Below are 18,518 nucleotides of genomic sequence, written 5' to 3' on the forward strand. Positions count from 1 at the left end.
GCCAAGAGCACGCCGGCCGCAGGCAAGGCCCCCGCGCCGAGGCCGGAAGCATCACGCACGCCGGTGTCGCAGGCGGCTCCGACCGACACCGGGGCGCAGGTGATCGCTTTGGTCAACAAGGAGCGGGCGGCGGCCGGTTGCGGCCCGCTCACCGACGACGCGAAGCTGCGGAGCGCCGCGCTGAACCACTCCGAGGACATGGACGCCCGCGACTTCTTCGACCACACGAACCCGGACGGCACCGACCCGGGACAGCGCATCACCGCCGCCGGCTACCGCTGGTCCACCTACGGGGAGAACATAGCCAAGGGCCAGCAGAGCGCCGAGTCGGTCATGACGTCCTGGATGAACAGCCCCGGACACCGTGCCAACATCCTCAACTGCGACTTCAAGAACATCGGCGTGGGCATCCACGACGGAAGCGGCGGCCCCTGGTGGACGCAAGCCTTCGGCGCCAAGCTCTGAGCGCCGTACCGCCGGGCGGGGCCGACCGACCGATGTGTCCGCCCGCCGGCGGTGACCTCCCCCAGCCGCCCAGACGTTGTGCGGGACAGAGGCGGACCCGCAGCCCGCGGGAACGCGCACACGGAACGTCCCGCCCGGACACCCGGGCGGGACGTGCCCGCGTGCGGGTCGATCCGGGAGAAAGATGATGAGCCCGGCATGGGCCGACCGTCGGACGGCCCATGGGGCGCGGGATCAGAGCTGGCCGGAGGCCGAGATCGTGATCTTCGCGGAGGTGGAGCCGCTCTGCGAGCCGAGGGACTCGATCTTCCGCACCAGCTCCATGCTGGTGTCGTCGGCGACCTCGCCGAACACCACGTGCTTGCCGTCCAGCCAGCTGGTCACGACGGTGGTGACGAAGAACTGCGAACCGTTGCTGTTCGGGCCGGCGTTGGCCATGGACAGCAGGCCGGGCCGGTCGTGCTTGAGCTTGAAGTTCTCGTCGGCGAACTTCTCGCCGTAGATGCTCTTGCCGCCCGTGCCGTCGCCGCGCGTGAAGTCGCCGCCCTGGAGCATGAAGGCGGGGATCACGCGGTGGAAGGAGGAACCGGCGTAGCCGAAGCCCTTCTCGCCCGTGGCCAGCGCGCGGAAGTTCTCCGCGGTCTTCGGTACGACGTCGTCGAACAGGTTGAAGTTGATGCGCCCTGCGGGCTTGTCGTTGATGGTGATGTCGAAATAGACCTTGGTCGTCATGCCCCCATCCTGCACGCTCCGGCGGCGGCTGCCGAATCCAGCCCCCGTGTCGGGGCGTACGGCGTCACGGACGGCCACCTCATTCGGCTACGTGAGCATTGGCGCCGGAGCCTTCCGCGCCGTATGGCGTCGGCCCACCCAGAGAGCGTGGCTGTCGTGGCGGGCGCGCACATGTCCGGCCCCGTCCCGTGCTCAGCCCCGCGAAGACCCGGTGAGGAGCCCGTCCATCTGGCCGACGGCCTCCTTGAGGCCCTCCTCCATGCCCATGGTGATCAGCTGGTCCATCTGCTCGCGGGTCGCGAAGGCGGACCGGATCTCCATACGCGTCCCGCCGTGGTGCTCCGTCAGCCGCATGCTCACCGTGGTGGTGGGCATCGTGGCGCTGGGGGTGCCGTCCTGGTCGGCGAAGCCGTCGGTGAACTCCAGGGAGGTGGGCGGCGCGGCCGAGGTGACGCGCCACCAGCCGCGGTGCTTGTCGCCCTCGGGGCCCGTCATGAAGTACGTGACCTCGCCGCCGGGGGACAGGTCGTGGTTCTCGACGGTCGCCGGGTACGTCGGCGGGCCCCACCAGCGCTCCAGCCGGCGGGGGTCGGCCCACAGCTGCCACACGTTCTCGACCGGGGCCGCGAAGTCGGCCGTCAGGGTGAGGGTGAGACTGTCGAAGTCCTTGTCCACGCTGGTCACGGTCATTGCTCCGGTCCTTTCCTCGGGTCCTGCTCCTGGGTGTGTTCGTGTTCTTCGGCGTACCGGGGCCCCCGTGCGGGGGGTCGCGGCGTCGGGGATTCCTGCGTGAGCAGGGCGGACATGCGTTCCACCCTGCCCCTCCAGAGTGCTTCCAGCTCGTCGAGGGCGCGGCGGGCCCTCGCCAGGGCATCGGGCTCGGTGCGGACGAGCTGCTCGCGTCCCCGGCGCTGCTTGGACACCAGTCCGGCCCGCTCGAGCACCGTCACGTGTTTCTGTACCGCGGCGAAGCTCATCGGGTACTCCGCGGCCAGTCGCGACACCGACAGGTCGCCGTGCGCGCAGCGGCGCAGGACGTCCCGGCGGGTCGGGTCCGACAGGGCGTGGAAGAGGCGGCTCAGGCCTCCGTCGTCCGCATCATCTACAACCATTTGGTTGTAGGTTAGTCCCTTGTGCACCCCGTGTAAACCGTCACCCCGACGCCGCGGGGCCCCGTCGCGGTCCCGCGGGAGAAGTCGTCCCCTCGGCGAGCGTGACAAAGAGGGCGGAGCGGGCGTTGAACCTCCCATGGAACAAGCCCTCTCCACAGCGGCCCCGCCGACGCCGAGCGACCGAGCAAGCTCGTGGTCCCGTGCTCGTCACGACCGCGGCCCGACGGCCGGACGGAGCCGCCGATGACCGTGCGCAGGCGTGAACACCGGCTGGAATTCGAGGGGTTCACCTATCTCTGCCGGGTCGCCGAGTCGCCCGACCCGGTCACCGGGCCCCTCGTCGTGATCGGCGGCATGATGCAGGACCGCGGTTCCTGGGCCAACTACGAGAAGCTGCTGCTCGCACACGCCTCGCTGGTGACGGTGGAACTTCCCGGCTTCGGCGCGGCCGACCCGCTTCCCGCCGAGCACGGCTACGACTTCCTCGCCGCCGCCCTGCGTCACCTGCTCGTCGAACTCGACCTGCGCGACGCGAACCTGCTCGGCACCTGCTACGGCGGCGCGATCGCCCTGCGCTGCGCCCAGCGGTACCCGCAGCACGTGTCCCGGCTGCTGCTCGGCGCGATGACGGGCCGGCTGCCGCAGCCCTACCTGGGCATGATCCCGCGGTGGCGGGCGATGGTCGAGGAGGACCGGCGCGACGAACTCGCCGACAGCCTGATGGCGACGTTCGTGAAGCCGCCCGACCGCCGCATCCCCCGGCACTTTGCGGTGTGGCGCATGCTCAGCCACCAGTTCCGTACGCAGAGCGGCCAGGATCTCGCCAAGGCCTGCGACCACAACGCCCGCATGCTGCTGCACGAGTGGTACGAGCCGATCGCCCTCGATGTCCCCGCGGTCGTCTACACGGGCGAGCAGGACCACCTCACCACACCGGAGCAGGGACAGCGGCTGGCCCGCGAACTGCACGCCCCGTTCGCGACGTTCCGCGACGCCGACCACATGTTCACCCTGGAGCAGGACGTCGCCCACGCCGACCTCATCCTCCGGTTCTGCACCGGCCGGCCCCTGACGGACCTCCCCTACCTCAGCCTCCTGGAGCATCCCGCCGGCGCGGCCGCCGTCTGAGGCGCGCCACCGCCGCCCCGGCCTGCCGCACCGGGGCGGCGGACGGCCGCCCCCGGTCCCGGCGCTCCGGGCCCGGCGCCTAGGGTGCCGTCATGACCTCGCGCGACTACCTTTGTGAACTGTTCTCGCTGGACGGCCTCACCGCCCTGGTCACGGGCGGCAGCTCCGGCATCGGCCGGGCCGTCGCCGGGGCACTCGCCCGAGCCGGGGCGAGCGTGGTCGTCGTAGCCCGCAAGGAGCCCGAACTCGCCGCCACCGTCGACGAGCTGACGGCCGGCGGCGCTCGGGCGGCCTGGGTGAGCGGCGACCTGAGCACCCGCGACGGGGTGCGTACGGCGGCGGAGGACGCGGTCGCGGTGTTCGGTGAGCCCGACATCCTCGTCAACAGCGCCGGGATCAACCTGCGTCCGCCGATGGGCGAGCTGGACGAGGACGTGTGGGACGCCACGATGGCGGTGAACCTGGAGGCGCCCCATCTGCTCGGCCGGCGGTTCGGGCCCGGCATGGCCGAGCGGGGCTACGGCCGCATCATCCACATCACCTCCCAGCAGGCCCACCGGGCGTTCGTGAACAGCGGCGCCTACGGCGTCTCCAAGGGCGCGCTGGAATCGCTGGCCCGCTCACAGGCCGAGGCCTGGTCGCCATACGGCGTCACCTGCAACACGCTCGTGCCCGGCTTCGTCATGACGCCGCTGAACGCACGGCTGTCCCGCGACCCCGAGAAGGTGGTGGCACTGGCGGCGCGCACCATGGTCGGGCGCAACGGGCTGGCCGGCGACTTCGCCGGAGCCGCGGTGTTCCTGGCCGGCCGCTCCTCGGGCTATGTCACCGGGCAGTCGGTCTTCGTGGACGGCGGGTTCTCCGTCCACTGAGGCGGTGGACCCATCCAGGGCCGGGGTCCCGGGGCAACACGAAGGCCGGCCCGGCGCGCAGGGCGCCCGACCGGCCTTCACATGCTGACGGTGACGCGGGGTCAGTCCGTGCCGAACTCCATCGCGGCGCGGTCCAGCAGCTCGTCGTCCTCGGAGACCTCACCGCGCGAGGCGATGGCCTCGGCTCCGCCCTGCGGCATGTCCGGCATGGTGCCGATCAGTCCGGTGGCGGCGGCCTGCGAGGCGCCCATGGCGGGGCTGCCGGTGCCGATCAGACCGAGTCCGACGTACTGCTCCAGCTTGGCGCGCGAGTCGGCGATGTCGAGGTTGCGCATGGTGAGCTGGCCGATCCGGTCCACGGGACCGAACGCGGAGTCCTCGGTGCGCTCCATCGACAGCTTGTCCGGGTGGTAGCTGAACGCCGGGCCCGTGGTGTCGAGGAGCGAGTAGTCCTCGCCGCGCCGCAGCCGCAGGGTCACCTCACCGGTGACCGCGGAGCCGACCCAGCGCTGCAGCGACTCCCGGATCATCAGCGCCTGCGGGTCCAGCCAGCGGCCCTCGTACATCAGGCGGCCCAGGCGGCGGCCCTCGGCGTGGTACTGGGCGAGGGTGTCCTCGTTGTGGATCGCGTTGACGAGCCGCTCGTACGCCGCGTGCAGCAGGGCCATGCCGGGCGCCTCGTAGATGCCCCGGCTCTTGGCCTCGATGATCCGGTTCTCGATCTGGTCCGACATACCGAGCCCGTGCCGGCCGCCGATGGCGTTGGCCTCCATGACCAGGTCCACGGCGGAGGAGAACTCCTTGCCGTTGATCGTCACCGGGCGGCCCTGGTCGAAGCCGATCGTCACGTCCTCGGCGGTGATCTCGACCGACGGGTCCCAGAACCGCACACCCATGATCGGCTCGACGGTCTCGACACCGGTGTCGAGGTGCTCCAGGGTCTTCGCCTCGTGGGTGGCACCCCAGATGTTGGCGTCGGTGGAGTACGCCTTCTCCGTGCTGTCGCGGTAGGGGAGGTCGTGGGCGACGAGCCACTCCGACATCTCCTTGCGGCCGCCCAGCTCGGTCACGAAGTCCGCGTCCAGCCAGGGCTTGTAGATGCGCAGGTGCGGGTTGGCGAGCAGCCCGTAGCGGTAGAACCGCTCGATGTCGTTGCCCTTGAACGTCGAGCCGTCGCCCCAGATCTGCACGTCGTCCTCGAGCATCGCCCGGACCAGGAGCGTGCCGGTGACCGCGCGGCCGAGGGGCGTGGTGTTGAAGTAGGCGCGTCCGCCCGAGCGGATGTGGAACGCCCCGCAGGTGAGTGCGGCCAGGCCCTCCTCGACCAGCGCGGCGCGGCAGTCGACGAGACGCGCGATCTCGGCGCCGTACGCCTGGGCACGGCCGGGCACCGACGCGATGTCGGGCTCGTCGTACTGGCCGATGTCGGCGGTGTAGGTGCAGGGGACGGCGCCCTTGTCGCGCATCCACGCGACCGCGACGGACGTGTCGAGGCCGCCCGAGAAGGCGATGCCGACGCGCTCGCCGGTGGGAAGGGAGGTGAGGACCTTGGACATAGGAAGAGTATGCAGCATCTCGCATGATCATGCAAAGGGGTTTTCCCGCATCACCGTACGGCGCCGCCTCGGGCTCCTCAGCCGCCGTCCGCCTCGGTCCCGCTGCCGGGCTCGTCGTCCCGCTCGCCCTCCGCCTGGGACGGCATGGGGTGGTCCGGCGTGGGCAGGCCGGTCCTGTTCAGGGTGTCGGGTTCGTCGGGCTCGCCCTCGGCCTGACTGGGGGTGTGGTCGGTCATGAGCGGCACTCCTCGGTGGTGGCGGTTGGAAAGTGGGCACCGGGTGCCCCGGTGGCTTCCCCGTCAATCGGCCCGGCCGGGCGCGAGAGCGCGCAGGAGACCGTCCGCGGCGTCCGGCTCGCCACCCCGCCGGAATCCGGCTCCGATCCGGCGGGCAAGGTCCCGGCCGTAGCCCGCGCACCAGTCCCACCAGCGATCCAGCACCGCGGCGTCGAGCCGTTCGGCGGGCACCAGCGCGGGCCAGCCGCAGGCCCGCGCCTGTGCCGTCACCTTCGCGCCGCCCTCGACCGGATCTACGGTCAGCGCGGGCACCCCGGCGCGCAGGGCCAGCACCATCCCGTGCAGCCGGTCGGTGACGACCAGGTCGAGCCGGGACAGCACCGCCTCCAACTGGGCGGGGGTGGCGCTCAGCCGCCAGTCGTGCACGTCGAGGCGGGTCTCCACTTCCAGCCGGGCGCAGTCCCGGCCGGACAGCCAGCGTGTCACCTCGTCCGCGACCCGCCCGTGCCGGCGGCGTGCCCCGTACTCGTGCTGGCCGTGGGTGAGGATCACCCCGACGACGGGCCGCGCGGGCAGGGCGGGCGCACGGGCCGCCAGATCCGCGGTGGGCTCGGTGTCCGGGGCGTCCCGCGCCAGCACCCGGTGGAAGCCGGTGACGGCCGGACCGCCGGCGTCGAGGACCGACGTGCCCACGGCGATCCGCACACAGTGCGCGAACCGCCGGTGCAGTTCCTCGATCTGCGGCCCGTGCAGCGGACCGCAGACGAACACCAGATGGGAGTAGTCCTCGGGGCGCACCTGGGTCAGATGCGGTCCGGCCGGCCGGAAGCCGGGACTCCAGGCGACGTCGTGGTCAAGCCCCGCGCCCCGCAGCACGTCCTGCACCCGGTGCAGGGCCAGTACGTCCCCGGCGGTCGCCTCTCCGTCCAGGAAGCCGAACCACCCCGTCAGCAGGATCCGCACACGCGCTGCCACAGGGGCCCGGGTGCCCTGCCCGCGGGGCCGGCAATCACCGCTGCCGGGGCGGAGGCGGTCCCGGCGCTGTTAGAGGGCGGCGCCGGAGGGTACCGGTGACGGGCGGCGCCGCCTCACACGGAGTCGCCGGTATCGCCGGGCCCGCACGGGCCGGGACCGCAGAGTGACGGCGTCCTACGGGGCGGGGGCGCCGCGGCGAGGGCCCGCCCTGTAAGGGCCGGAGCCGCCGGGATCCCCCCGGGCGGGAGTGGTCGGGGTCGCCGGAGTGACGGCCCGGTACCGGTTGGTGGCGGGGATCGCCGGCGCTCCTCCCGGCCGGGAGGAGCGCAGCGCCCGCGCCCTCCCTGCCGGGGGCGCACGGATCATCGCGCTCGTGCCGGTCGGGCGCGCGAGGGTGACGGCCCCGTATCGGTCGGAGTCGCAGGGATCGCCGGGAGGCAGGCATGGACGCTTCGGTGGACCGGATCGCACGGCCGTGGGGCAGTCGTACGCCGCACGGGCGGCACGAGCCCTGGCCCGTGCGCGTGGACACTTACCTGGAGGCGGGGGTCGAGCCCGCGCGGGTGCAGCGGTGGGTGCAGACCGCGTCGATCCTGCACTCCGACGGCGACGCCATGGACATCGCCGTGCTCGACGGGCGCATGGTCGGCGTGCGCGGCCGGGCGGGCGACCGGGTCAACCACGGCCGGCTGGGTCCGAAGGACCTCTTCGCCTGGCAGGCCAACGCCTCGCCGGACCGGCTGACCACACCACTGATCCGGCGCGGCGGCCGCCTCGTCGCGTGCGACTGGGACACCGCGCTGGAGCGGATCGCGTCCCGCTCACGCGAACTGCTGGCGGAACGCGGCCCGGGATCGATCGGCTTCTACACCACCGGACAGCTCTTCCTGGAGGAGTACTACACGCTCGCGGTGCTGGCACGGGCCGGGATCGGCACCAACCATCTCGACGGCAACACCCGCCTGTGCACGGCGACCGCCGCCGAGGCGCTCAAGGAGACCTTCGGCTGCGACGGACAGCCCGGCAGCTACGACGACATCGACCACGCCGACGTCATCGCCCTGTTCGGGCACAACATCGCCGAGACCCAGCCCGTGCAGTGGATGCGGATCCTCGACCGGCTGGAGGGCGCCGACCCGCCCCGTCTGATCTGCGTCGACCCGCGCCCCACCCAGGTGGCCCGCAGGGCGGCCGTACACCTGGCTCCGCGCGTCGGCACGAACGTGGCCCTGCTCAACGCGCTCCTCCACGAGATCATCCGCACCGACCGCGTCGACCACGACTACCTCGCCGCGCACACGGTCGGATTCGACGAGCTGGCCTCCCGGGTGAAGGAGTGCACCCCCGAGTGGGCGGCCCGGATCTGTGACGTGCCGGCCGCGCGGATCGGCGAGGCCGCCGAGATCATCGGTACGGCCGACCGGCTGCTGTCCACGGTGCTGCAGGGCGTCTACCAGTCCCACCAGGCCACCGCCGCGGCCGTCCAGATCAACAACCTGCACCTCCTGCGCGGCATGCTCGGCCGGCCCGGCGCCGGCGTCCTGCAGATGAACGGGCAGCCCACCGCGCAGAACACCCGCGAGTGCGGCGCCGACGGAGACCTGCCCGGCTTCCGCAACTGGCAGAACGACAGCCACGTCGCCGACCTCGCACGCGTGTGGAACGTCGAACCGAGGACCATCCCGCACTACGCCCCGCCCACCCACGCCATGCAGATGTTCCGCTACGCAGAGCAGGGCTCGATCCGCATGCTGTGGATCAGCGGCACCAACCCGGCCGTGTCCCTGCCCGAACTGGCCCGCATCCGCTCGATCCTGGAGCAGGACCGCCTCTTCGTGGTCGTACAGGATCTGTTCCTGACCGAGACCGCGCAGCTGGCCGACGTCGTGCTGCCGGCGGCGACCTGGGGCGAGAAGACCGGCACCTTCACCAACGCCGACCGCACGGTCCACCTGTCCGACAAGGCCGTCGAACCTCCCGGCGAGGCCAGGGGGGACCTGGACATCTTCCTCGCCTACGCGGCCCGCATGGACTTCCGCGACAAGGACGGCGCACCGCTGATCACCTGGCACGACCCGGAGTCCGCGTTCGAGGCCTGGAAACGGTGCAGCGCCGGCCGGCCCTGCGACTACACCGGCATCACCTACGACAGGCTGCGCGGCGCGAGCGGCATCCAGTGGCCCTGCCACGAGGGCGCCCCGCACGGCACGGAACGCCTCTACACCGACGGGATCAGCTGGGCCCACCCCGACGTCTGCGAGAGCTACGGCAAGGACCTGGTGACCGGCGCGGCCGACGACGTGGTCGAGTACCGCTCCCTCAACCCCGACGGGAAGGCCATGATCAAGGCGGCCGGCTACCTTCCGCCGCACGAGATCCCGGCCGAGGAGTACCCGTTCCAGCTCTCCACGGGCCGTACCCTCTACCACTTCCACACCCGCACCAAGACGGCACGCGCCCCCCAGCTGGACGCCGCCGCTCCCGATGTGTGGGTGGAGGCGTCCGTGTCCGACGCCGCCCTCCTCGGCCTCGGCGAGGGCGACCTGGTCGAGGTCAGCACACCGCGGGGCTCGCTGCGCGGCCGGCTGCGGGTGACCGGCATCCGGCCCGGCCTGCTGTTCGTGCCATTCCACTACGGCTACTGGGACACCGGGGCCGGACACGGCCCGGACGGCGACACACCCCCGCGTGCCGCGAACGAGACGACCGTCACCGACTGGGACCCGGTGTCCAAACAGCCGCTGTTCAAGACGGCCGCCGCCGGACTCCGCCTCGTGGAACGCGCGGACGGCGAGCACGCCCCGGCGCCGACCACCACCGCGTCCGCCCCCGCGCGCGCCGGCACCGTACCGGCCACCACCGGCGGAACCTCCGCGCTCGCCACCGAGGCGGGCGAGGCGGGCGAAGCGGGCGAGGCCGCAGAAGCGGGCGGCGACGGCCGTAAGGAGGACGCCGAATGAGCCGGACCGAAGGCATCGGCCTCACCCTCAGCGATCTGCACCACGGCGAACAACACCTCGCCCGGCAGCTGACGGCGGTCGCCGAACGGCACCGCACCGACCACGAGATCCACCATGTCGCCACCGACCTCGCCGGCTGGTCCCGAGAACACGTCCGCAGCCTGGCCGACGCCGGTCACGCCCACGGACTGGACCTCGGCGGCCCCACCGGGACCCCCACGCCGGGCCTCCTGTCCACGCTCCGGGAGAAGGCCGCCGAAGCCGTGGGCCACCGCCCCGAGCCCGGCCTGCTGCTCCTGCGCGATCTGCGCGAACTGCACCTGGCCGCCACCAGGAACTCCCTCTGCTGGGAGATGCTCGCCCAGGCCGCGCAGGCGACCAGGGACGACGACCTCCTCGACCTGACGTCCCGGTGCCATCCGCGGACGCTGCGGCAGATGCGCTGGACCAACACCATGATCAAGATTCTGTCACCCCAGGTCCTCACCAGCCTCTGACGAGGGGACGCCGGGACGACTCGCCGGTCGCGGGTACCCGTTCCGCCGTGCGGCCGGACAGAAGGCGTCCGGCCCGGCAGAGCCGAGGAGGCACGGGATGGGACTGCGCAACCACGTCGTGGTGGTGACCGGAGCGTCCAGCGGGATCGGACGGGCCACGGCCGAAGCCTTCGCCCGCAAGGGCTGCGCCGTCGTGCTGGCCGCGCGCCGCGAGGAGGCACTGGAGGCGGCCGCCGAGGAGTGCGCGAAGCATCGCGGGGCACGGACGCTGGTCGTGCCCACCGACACGACCGACATGGGAGCGGTCGACCAGCTGGCACGGCGCGCGGTGGAGGAGTTCGGCCGCATCGACGTCTGGGTCAACAATGCGGCCGTGAACGCCTTCGGCCGGTTCGAGGACGTGCCGCTGGAGGACTTCCGCAAGGTTCTCGACGTCAACGTGATGGGGTACGTGCACGGTGCCCGCGCCGCACTGCCGGTGATGCGGCAGCAGGGCACGGGCACACTGATCAACATCTCGTCGATCGTGGGCGCCGTCCCGCAGCCGTACAGCCACCCCTACAGCATGTCGAAGCACGCCGTCCAGGGCCTCGGCTCCAGCCTGCGGCAGCAACTGCGGGTGGAAGGGGTGAAGGGCATCCACGTCTGCACGGTGATGCCCGCGACCATCGACACCCCGCACTTCGAGCAGGCCGCCAACTACACCGGGCACAAGGTGGTCGCCATGCCCCCGGTCTACAGCCCCGAGCGGGTGGCCCACGCCATCGTCGATCTCGTACGGCATCCCCGCCGCGAGGTGGTGGTCGGCCCCGCGGGCCGCGCCCTGGTACGGCAGTCCCGCATGGCACCGGCCCTCGCCGAGCGGGCCATGGCCCGGCAGACCGACAGGAGCCACCTCGACCAGGAGGAACCGGCCCCCGCCACCCACGGAGCGCTGCACGTCCCGGCCCCCGGAGAGGGAGCCGTCCACGGCGGCTGGCACGGCCGCCGGCGCACCGCGATGCGCAGGACGGCCATCGCGGCCGCCCTGGCGGGGGCGGCGGTGACCGCGGGCCGCCGGGCGGTCCGGGCGGGCGGCTGAACGGTTCTCCAGCCCCGCCGCGCCCGTTGTCGCGGTGGGGCCGGAGAAGGCCGTGAGGCGGGTGGGCGGTCAGCGCGTCGCCCGCCCCGCCGCGTGCTGGGCCGGGGCCGGGGCACGGACGCCCTCGATGACGAATCCGCTGCGGACGCGGCTCGGCAGGCGGTTGAGGGGGATGCGGAGGTCCTGATGGGGGACCGTGTAGTCCAGCCGGGCCAGCCGGGGGCCCAGGGCCCCGAGCAGGGCGATCGTGATGTCCTCGCCGGGGCAGCGGTGTCCGGTGGCGCGGTCACCGCCGCCCTGCGGGATCAGTTCGTCGCGTGCGGGCGGCCGGTCCAGGAAGCGTTCCGGTGCGAAGGCGTACGGGTCGGCCCAGAGACCGGGGTCGTGGTTCTGCCCGTAGAGGTCGAGGAGGATCAGCGTGCCCGAGGGGATCGGTTCCCCCTGCCACTCAAGGTCGGTGACGGCCCGGCCGCCGAGGAAGGGGGCGAAGGGGTAGAAGCGCCGCAGCTCGTGGGCGAAGGCGACGGCGTACGCGGCATCGTCCTCACGCAGTCGTTCCCGCAGGCCGCGGGGACCGCGGTGCAGTGCGTGCGCGGCGTAGGAGACGAACCAGCACACCGCGACGGTCGGGCGGACGATGTTCAGCAGTTCGACGGCGGCCGTGTGCGGGTCGAGCAGCCGGCCGTCGGCGTCCCGGTGCCGGACCACGACGTCCAGCGCCGACCCGGCCGGCGCGTCGCTCTCCCCGTCCCGGACCTCCTCGACCAGACGGCCGAGCCAGGCCTCGCTGCGGGCACGGGCACGGCGGGCCCGCAAGTGGCGCGGACCGGGCGTGGCGAAACCGTCGACCATGGCGACCATGTCCCGTGCCACCCGGTCGACGTCGTCGAGGCCGAGGGGGAGGCCGGCCCAGCGGCAGACGCCTCGGGTGAGGATGCGGCTCACCTCGTCGAACAGCACGACCGACGGACGGCCGGGCCACGACGGCACGGCCTCGTCCCACACCTTCGAGACGTGCTCCACCACGCCGGCGACGGCCTGCGGCCCGGTGAGCAGGGAGAGGAACATGTCCTTGCGCGTGCGGTGGGCCTGTCCGTCCAGGGTGTGCACGGCCCCGTGCCCGAAGAGGGTGCTCAGTACCGGCCCGGGAAGCGCCGTCTCGCGCTCGACGTGCCGTTCGTCGTAGAAGAAGCGCACCGCCTCCGGCCCGTGCAGGGCCACGGCGTGCTGTCCCATCAGCCGGGCGCGTACGACAGGGCTCGCGCTGCGGCGCCGGCGGTCGGGCAGCCAGCCGTACCCCTTGGCGAGGAGGGCGAGCGAGCTGTCGGCGAGTGGGGGGCGACGACTGTGATCCATGGCTGCGCGAGTGCCCCCGCGGTCCCGGCCGGAAACTCCCAGCGGCCGGGTGACGACGCAGGGTTCTCCCGCCGGGGGACCGGGGTACTCGTCCGGCTTCCCACCAGGGAGGAACGATGGATCACTCACGAGTTCCGGTGCTGGAGGCGTTGCAGGAGTTCAGGCGGCGCGCAGACGTGGCGTACGGCCCGCCCGGCCACAAGCAGGGCCGCGGTGTGGATCCGCGGGTCGCGGAGATCGTCGGGCTCGACGTGTTCCGCTCGGACGTCCTGTCCCTCAACGGCCTGGACGACCGGCGCCAGTCCCACGGCGTGCTCGGCCAGGCCCAGGAACTCATGGCGGACGCGGTCGGTGCCGAGCACGCGTTCTTCTCCACCTGCGGCAGTTCCCTCTCGGTCAAGACCGCCATGCTGGCCGTCGCCGGCCCCGGCGAGAAACTGCTGCTGTCGCGCAACGCGCACAAGTCGGTGATCGCGGCCGTCGTCGTCAACGGTGTGGAACCCATCTGGGTCCACCCGAAGTTCGACGGGGAGCGGCACCTCGCGCACCCGCCGGAGCCGGACGACGTACGCCGCCGCCTCCAGGAGCACCCGGACGCCAAGGGGATGCTGCTCATCACCCCCACCGACTGGGGCACCTGCGGGGACATCCAGGGCGTGGCCCGCGTGTGCCACGAGTTCGACGTCCCGCTCATCGTCGACGAGGCGTGGGGCGCCCACCTGCCGTTCCACCCGGGTCTGCCGGCCTGGGGCATGGACGCGGAGGCCGACCTGGTGGTCACCAGCGTCCACAAGATGGGCGGAGCCATCGAACAGAGTTCCGTCTTCCATCTCCAGTACGACCGGGTGTCGCCCGAGGCGCTCAAGCAGCGGGAGGACCTGCTCGGCACCACCAGTGCCTCGTCCCTGGTGTACGCGACGCTCGACGGCTGGCGACGCCAGATGGTCGAGCACGGGCACGAACTCCTGGACGCCGCGCTCCGGCGGGCCGAACGGATCCGGGTCGCCGCCGGTGAGACGGCGGGACTGCGGCCGATGGGACAGGAGGTCGTCGAGGAAGGGCTCGCCGCCTCCTTCGACCCCCTGAAGCTCGTGATCGACGTGCGGGAACTGGGCATCAGCGGCATGCAGGCCGCCGAATGGCTGCGCGACCGGCGCCATGTGGACGTCGGCGGCTCCGACAGCTGCCGCATCAGTGCCTCGATCACCCACGCCGACGACGACGAGACCGAGAAGATCCTGCTGGACGCCCTGCGCGCCCTCGCCGAGGCCGCCGACTCCATCGAACGGCAGCCGCCGGTCCGCCTGCCGGAGCCCTCCGCCCTGGAACTGGAACAGGCCATGCTCCCGCGTGAGGCCTTCTTCGCCGAGGCGGACCACGTGCCGGCCGAACGCGCGGCGGGGCGGATCGCCGCCGAGATGATCAGCCCGTACCCGCCGGGCGTGCCGGCGGTGGCGCCCGGCGAGGTCATCACCGAGGCGGTCCTCGACTACCTGCGCAGCGGCGTCGACCACGGTGTCCTCATCCCGGACGCGGCCGACCCCTCTCTCGGGACACTGCGGGTGGTGCGGCGGTCCTGAGCATCCTCAGAAGGAGCCGACGGAACGACCCCGCCGGGCCTGTGGCCTGCGGGGTCGGGCACGCTCGGGGACGCACGGCGTCACTCGGCGTTCGCCGGGAGTTCGCCGGGCGTTCGCCCGTCGGGCCCCGGCCGCGTTCGGTCCGCGGGCCCCGGCCGCGCCGGTCCCCGCCTTCCTGAAGCTCCTCGTTGCCGCCCGGTCGGCGTCCTGGTCGCTCACTCCGCAACTCTCGGCGTCCTTGCGGAGCCGTGTTCGCCGGGTGTCGTACTTCTTGCTGCCGGGCTCGGGCACGACGATCACCTCCTGCCGACCGGGTGGGCGTGTACCCGTCAATAGGGTTGCCCGTGGGGAACTCCCGTGATCGTCGGCCGGTAACCTGGCACCGTGCAGGCCCCCCGTCTCCGTCGTGTCGCCGTCCTCGTCCTGGAAGGGGCGAAACCGCTGGACGTGGGCATCCCGGCGCAGGTGTTCACGACCCGCGCGAGCATGCCGTACGAGGTACGGGTCTGCGGGGCGGCACCCGGACTGGTGACCGGCGGCGACGGGCTGTCGTACCACGTCGCCGACGGGCTCGACGCCCTCGAACGGGCCGACATCGTCTTCATCCCCGGCTACCGGTTCCCCGACCGCGACGACCCGCCCCGCGCGGTCGTCGACGCGCTGATCGCCGCCCACACCCACGGCGCCCGGCTCGCCGCCATCTCCACCGGCGCCTTCGCCCTCGCCGCCACCGGCCTCCTCGACGGCAGGCGCGCCACGACCCACTGGCACTACACCCGTGCCCTGGCCGCCCGCCACCCGCTGGTACGGGTCGACGAGAACGTCCTCTTCGTCGACGAGGGCAGCGTGCTGACCTCGGCCGGCGCCGCCTCCGGCATCGACCTGTGCCTGCACATCCTGCGCGGCGACCTCGGCGTGGCCGCGTCCAACCACACGGCCCGGCGTCTCGTCGCGGCCCCCTACCGCAGCGGCGGCCAGGCGCAGTACGTGCCGCGCAGCGTGCCCGAGCCGCTCGGCGAGCGGTTCGCCGCCACCCGGGAATGGGCGCTGCGCCGCCTCGGGGCCTCCCTCACCCTCACGGTGCTCGCCCGGCACGCCGCGGTGTCGCCCCGTACCTTCTCGCGGCGTTTCGTCGAGGACACGGGGTACACGCCCATGCAATGGGTGATGCGCGCCCGGATCGACGCGGCCCGGGAACTGCTGGAGCGTTCCGAGCGGAGCGTCGAGCAGATCGCCGCCGATGTCGGCCTGGGCACCGGCGCCAATCTGCGGACACACTTCCAGCGCATCCTCGGCACCACGCCGAGCGAGTACCGGCGCACCTTCACCCAGGGCGAATAGCCCGGCCCCGCCCGTAGACCGACCGCCTGCCCCCGCATGGCGCGATCCTTTCGAACCGTGGCGATCTCGCCGCTGTCCCGGCCACGGGCAGCACGCGAACCTGGAAAAGCGAAGGGAAGGGACACCACACATGACTCGCATCGCCATCAACGGATTCGGCCGCATCGGACGCAACGTGCTGCGCGCGCTGCTGGAGCGCGACACCGACCTCGAGGTCGTCGCCGTCAACGACCTCACCGAGCCCGCCACGCTCGCCCGGCTGCTCGCCTTCGACTCGACGTCCGGCCGCCTCGGCCGCCCGGTGAGCGCCGACGGCGACACCCTCGTCGTCGACGGCCGCCGCATCAAGGTCCTCGCCGAGCGCGAACCGGCGCAGCTGCCCTGGGCCGAACTCGGCGTCGACATCGTCCTGGAGGCGACCGGCCGCTTCACCTCGGCGAAGGCCGCGCGCGCCCACCTCGACGCGGGCGCGAGGAAGGTGCTCGTCAGCGCGCCGTCGGACGGCGCGGACGTCACCCTCGCGTTCGGCGTCAACACCGACGCGTACGACGCGGAGCTGCACACCATCGTCTCGAACGCCTCCTGCACGACCAACGCGCTCGCACCGCTGGCCGCGGTCCTCGACGACCTCGCGGGCATCGAGCACGGCTTCATGACCACCGTGCACGCCTACACCCAGGAGCAGAACCTCCAGGACGGCCCGCACCGCGACCCGCGCCGCGCCCGCGCCGCCGGCGTCAACATCGTGCCGACCACGACGGGCGCCGCCAAGGCGATCGGGCTGGTCCTGCCGAACCTCGAGGGCAAGCTCTCGGGCGACTCGATCCGCGTGCCCGTGCCGGTGGGCTCGATCGTGGAACTCAACACGACCGTGGCGCGCGACGTGACCCGCGACGACGTGCTGGCCGCCTACCGTGCCGCCGCCGAGGGCCCCCTCGCGGGCGTCCTGGAGTACTCCGAGGACGCGCTCGTCTCGGCCGACATCGTGGGCAACCCGGCCTCGTCGATCTTCGACTCGGCCCTCACCCGCGTCGACGGCCGGCACATCAAGGTGGTCGCCTGGTACGACAACGAGTGGGGCTTCTCCAACCGGGTGATCGACACCCTCGGTCTGCTCGCCGCCACCACCGGCTGACCGACGCGGTACCTTCCCCCTCGCCGGCGTGTCCTGGCCCGCGTCACCAGCCTGCCCTCACCAGCCCGTCGTGAGCAGGTGGTTGAGCAGCAGGGCCAGGGCCGCCTGCGCGGCCAGCCAGGCGCGCGGGCGGGACAGGAACGCGCAGGCCGGGAGCAGCCACATCGCGAACGGCAGCCAGATGCGTTCCGTCTCCGCCTTGCTCATGCCGGACAGGTCGGCGACCAGGAGGGCCAGCAGCGCGGCGGCCGTGAGCAGGGCGAGCCGGGCCTCGGTGGCCGGACGGTCCGGGCCGCCGGGGGCGGTGAGCGCCGCACCGGGGTGCCGCAGCAGCACCGCGCCGACCCGTCTCAGGCCCGCGATCGACGCCGGGCCGACGACGAGGACGGTGCAGGCGAGGTTGGCCCACACCCAGTAGCCGTAGGGGCGGATCCCGCCCGCGCCCTGGTAGTAGCGCGTGACGAGCAGGCGGTACGCCTCCCACCAGTCGAACCCGGCCAGGGTGAACACCGCCGGCACCACCGCGAGCCCGGCCAGCAGCGGCACCAGCAGCAGAACCCCTCGCTCACGGACGCGTCGGCGGCCGAGCAGCAGCACCGCCCCGCCGATGACGGCGAACAGGGTGAGCCCGTAGGAGAGATAGCAGGTCAGGCCGAACAGCAGGCCGGAGCCGGCCGCCCATCCGAGCGAGCGGCGGACCGAGCGGCCGGTGACGGCGAGGGCCAGCAGCGTCACGGACCAGGCGGCGACGGCCGCGAAGTACGCGTCGGCCGACGTGCCCATCCACACCGCCGCAGGGGCCAGTACCAGGAACGGTGCGGCCCGCCGTGCGAGCCCCTCGCCGGCCAGGGCCCGCACCGCCACCATCACCGCCACACAGGCCGTCGCGCCGACCATGACGCACCAGACCCCGGCCCAGCCGCCACCGCCCAGACCGGCCCGGTCGAGCAGGACGAAGGTGAGGATGGCGCCCGGGGGATGGCCGGCGATGTGGGCGGGCCAGTTGTCGGGCGACTCCAGGAGGATGTGCCCGTTGAAGCCGCGCAGTGCGGCCGGGATGTCCGGGAAGCGGTCGACGACCTGGAGATACTCGTGGCGCGTGGTGAGCCGGCCGGCGACACCCCGCTGCCAGCCGTCGATCAGCGCGAGGGAGAAGGTCCACGCCGTGGCCGTGCCCCAGACCGCCGCGAGCAGCACCCGCCAGGGCAGGCGGGCCGCCAGAGTGGGGCCGTATGCCACGCAGGCCCCCGCCAGCAGGATCGCCGCCGGAGTGCCGGGGCCCACGTGCGGTGCCCAACTCCCCACCAACGGGGGCCAGTCGACGCGCAGGGTGTGCCGGGTGTGCTGGATGTGGCGGCCGATCAGGACGGCCGCCGTCACCAGCAGGACGGCCGCGCCGACGGCGTACAGATCGAGGCGGATGCCGCTCGCATCGGAGCCGGAGCCGGAGCCGGAGCCGGAGGTGGGGGTGGGGGTGGAGCCGGAGGTGGAG

Annotated in this window: 17 protein-coding genes; 9 read left to right on the forward strand and 8 right to left on the reverse strand. The window is 72.7% G+C overall.

Going from position 1 to position 18,518, the window contains the following annotated elements:
* Positions 1 to 465 (forward strand): CAP domain-containing protein (locus P1P75_RS29085; protein ID WP_319260857.1); only part of this gene is annotated, 465 nt, incomplete at its 5' end.
* Positions 466 to 699: 234 nt separating this feature from the next.
* Here P1P75_RS29085 and P1P75_RS29090 read toward each other — a convergent pair.
* The 3 genes from P1P75_RS29090 to P1P75_RS29100 form a co-directional block, all read right to left on the reverse strand.
* Complete coding sequence (locus tag P1P75_RS29090) at positions 700 to 1,197, reverse strand: peptidylprolyl isomerase (protein WP_319260858.1); 498 nt, start codon at positions 1,195 to 1,197, stop codon at positions 700 to 702.
* A gap of 192 nt (positions 1,198 to 1,389) precedes the next feature.
* Positions 1,390 to 1,887 (reverse strand): SRPBCC domain-containing protein, encoded by a 498-nt coding sequence (locus P1P75_RS29095; protein ID WP_319260861.1) that lies wholly within the window; start codon positions 1,885 to 1,887, stop codon positions 1,390 to 1,392.
* On the reverse strand, positions 1,884 to 2,309 hold the full coding sequence (locus P1P75_RS29100; RefSeq protein WP_319260864.1) for a metalloregulator ArsR/SmtB family transcription factor: 426 nt from the start codon (positions 2,307 to 2,309) through the stop codon (positions 1,884 to 1,886). The genes P1P75_RS29095 and P1P75_RS29100 overlap by 4 nt, the downstream gene beginning before the upstream one ends.
* Before the next feature lie 243 nt (positions 2,310 to 2,552).
* Here P1P75_RS29100 and P1P75_RS29105 point away from each other — a divergent pair, with 243 nt between their 5' ends.
* The gene (locus tag P1P75_RS29105; protein WP_319260867.1) at positions 2,553 to 3,437 is read left to right on the forward strand and encodes an alpha/beta hydrolase; all 885 of its coding nucleotides are present in this window, start codon (positions 2,553 to 2,555) and stop codon (positions 3,435 to 3,437) included.
* A 92-nt stretch (positions 3,438 to 3,529) separates the two neighbouring features.
* A complete protein-coding gene (locus tag P1P75_RS29110; protein ID WP_319260870.1) occupies positions 3,530 to 4,309 on the forward strand; it encodes an SDR family oxidoreductase in 780 nt (259 codons plus the stop codon).
* Positions 4,310 to 4,410: 101 nt separating this feature from the next.
* Here the strand turns inward: P1P75_RS29110 and argG are convergent, their stop codons facing one another.
* The 3 genes from argG to P1P75_RS29125 all read right to left on the reverse strand — a co-directional run bounded on the left by argG (position 4,411) and on the right by P1P75_RS29125 (position 7,076).
* Positions 4,411 to 5,865 carry an argininosuccinate synthase gene (gene argG, locus P1P75_RS29115; RefSeq protein ID WP_319260872.1) on the reverse strand — a complete coding sequence of 485 codons (1,455 nt, stop codon included), beginning with the start codon at positions 5,863 to 5,865 and terminating at the stop codon, positions 4,411 to 4,413.
* 77 nt (positions 5,866 to 5,942) lie between these two features.
* Positions 5,943 to 6,101 carry a hypothetical protein gene (locus tag P1P75_RS29120; RefSeq protein WP_319260875.1) on the reverse strand — a complete coding sequence of 53 codons (159 nt, stop codon included), beginning with the start codon at positions 6,099 to 6,101 and terminating at the stop codon, positions 5,943 to 5,945.
* A 63-nt stretch (positions 6,102 to 6,164) separates the two neighbouring features.
* Positions 6,165 to 7,076, reverse strand: a complete 912-nt coding sequence (locus tag P1P75_RS29125; protein WP_319260878.1) for a polysaccharide pyruvyl transferase family protein — start codon at positions 7,074 to 7,076, stop codon at positions 6,165 to 6,167.
* Between the two features lie 443 nt (positions 7,077 to 7,519).
* On the opposite strand from P1P75_RS29125, the gene P1P75_RS29130 reads away from it, so the two are divergent.
* From P1P75_RS29130 to P1P75_RS29140, 3 genes are all read left to right on the forward strand, one after another.
* On the forward strand, positions 7,520 to 10,036 hold the full coding sequence (locus tag P1P75_RS29130; RefSeq protein WP_319260880.1) for a nitrate reductase: 2,517 nt from the start codon (positions 7,520 to 7,522) through the stop codon (positions 10,034 to 10,036).
* Positions 10,033 to 10,533 carry a hypothetical protein gene (locus tag P1P75_RS29135; protein WP_319260882.1) on the forward strand — a complete coding sequence of 167 codons (501 nt, stop codon included), beginning with the start codon at positions 10,033 to 10,035 and terminating at the stop codon, positions 10,531 to 10,533. Before P1P75_RS29130 ends, P1P75_RS29135 begins: the two co-directional genes overlap by 4 nt.
* A gap of 97 nt (positions 10,534 to 10,630) precedes the next feature.
* Positions 10,631 to 11,614 carry an SDR family oxidoreductase gene (locus P1P75_RS29140; protein ID WP_319260884.1) on the forward strand — a complete coding sequence of 328 codons (984 nt, stop codon included), beginning with the start codon at positions 10,631 to 10,633 and terminating at the stop codon, positions 11,612 to 11,614.
* Between the two features lie 69 nt (positions 11,615 to 11,683).
* Here the strand turns inward: P1P75_RS29140 and P1P75_RS29145 are convergent, their stop codons facing one another.
* Positions 11,684 to 12,970 carry a cytochrome P450 gene (locus P1P75_RS29145; protein ID WP_319260886.1) on the reverse strand — a complete coding sequence of 429 codons (1,287 nt, stop codon included), beginning with the start codon at positions 12,968 to 12,970 and terminating at the stop codon, positions 11,684 to 11,686.
* Positions 12,971 to 13,086: 116 nt separating this feature from the next.
* Here P1P75_RS29145 and P1P75_RS29150 point away from each other — a divergent pair, with 116 nt between their 5' ends.
* The 3 genes from P1P75_RS29150 to gap all read left to right on the forward strand — a co-directional run bounded on the left by P1P75_RS29150 (position 13,087) and on the right by gap (position 17,026).
* Complete coding sequence (locus P1P75_RS29150) at positions 13,087 to 14,550, forward strand: ornithine decarboxylase (RefSeq protein ID WP_319260889.1); 1,464 nt, start codon at positions 13,087 to 13,089, stop codon at positions 14,548 to 14,550.
* Positions 14,551 to 14,934: 384 nt separating this feature from the next.
* Positions 14,935 to 15,891 carry a helix-turn-helix domain-containing protein gene (locus P1P75_RS29155; RefSeq protein ID WP_319260891.1) on the forward strand — a complete coding sequence of 319 codons (957 nt, stop codon included), beginning with the start codon at positions 14,935 to 14,937 and terminating at the stop codon, positions 15,889 to 15,891.
* Positions 15,892 to 16,021: 130 nt separating this feature from the next.
* Positions 16,022 to 17,026: a type I glyceraldehyde-3-phosphate dehydrogenase gene (gene gap, locus P1P75_RS29160; RefSeq protein ID WP_319260893.1), complete on the forward strand. Its 1,005-nt coding sequence runs from the start codon at positions 16,022 to 16,024 to the stop codon at positions 17,024 to 17,026.
* A 57-nt stretch (positions 17,027 to 17,083) separates the two neighbouring features.
* Here the strand turns inward: gap and P1P75_RS29165 are convergent, their stop codons facing one another.
* The gene (locus P1P75_RS29165) at positions 17,084 to 18,448 is read right to left on the reverse strand and encodes a hypothetical protein (RefSeq protein ID WP_319260896.1); all 1,365 of its coding nucleotides are present in this window, start codon (positions 18,446 to 18,448) and stop codon (positions 17,084 to 17,086) included.
* Positions 18,449 to 18,518 lie beyond the last annotated feature (70 nt).

Origin of the sequence: Streptomyces sp. ID05-39B (assembly GCF_033794725.1) — a bacterium.
Classification (GTDB): Bacteria; Actinomycetota; Actinomycetes; order Streptomycetales; family Streptomycetaceae; genus Streptomyces; species Streptomyces bobili.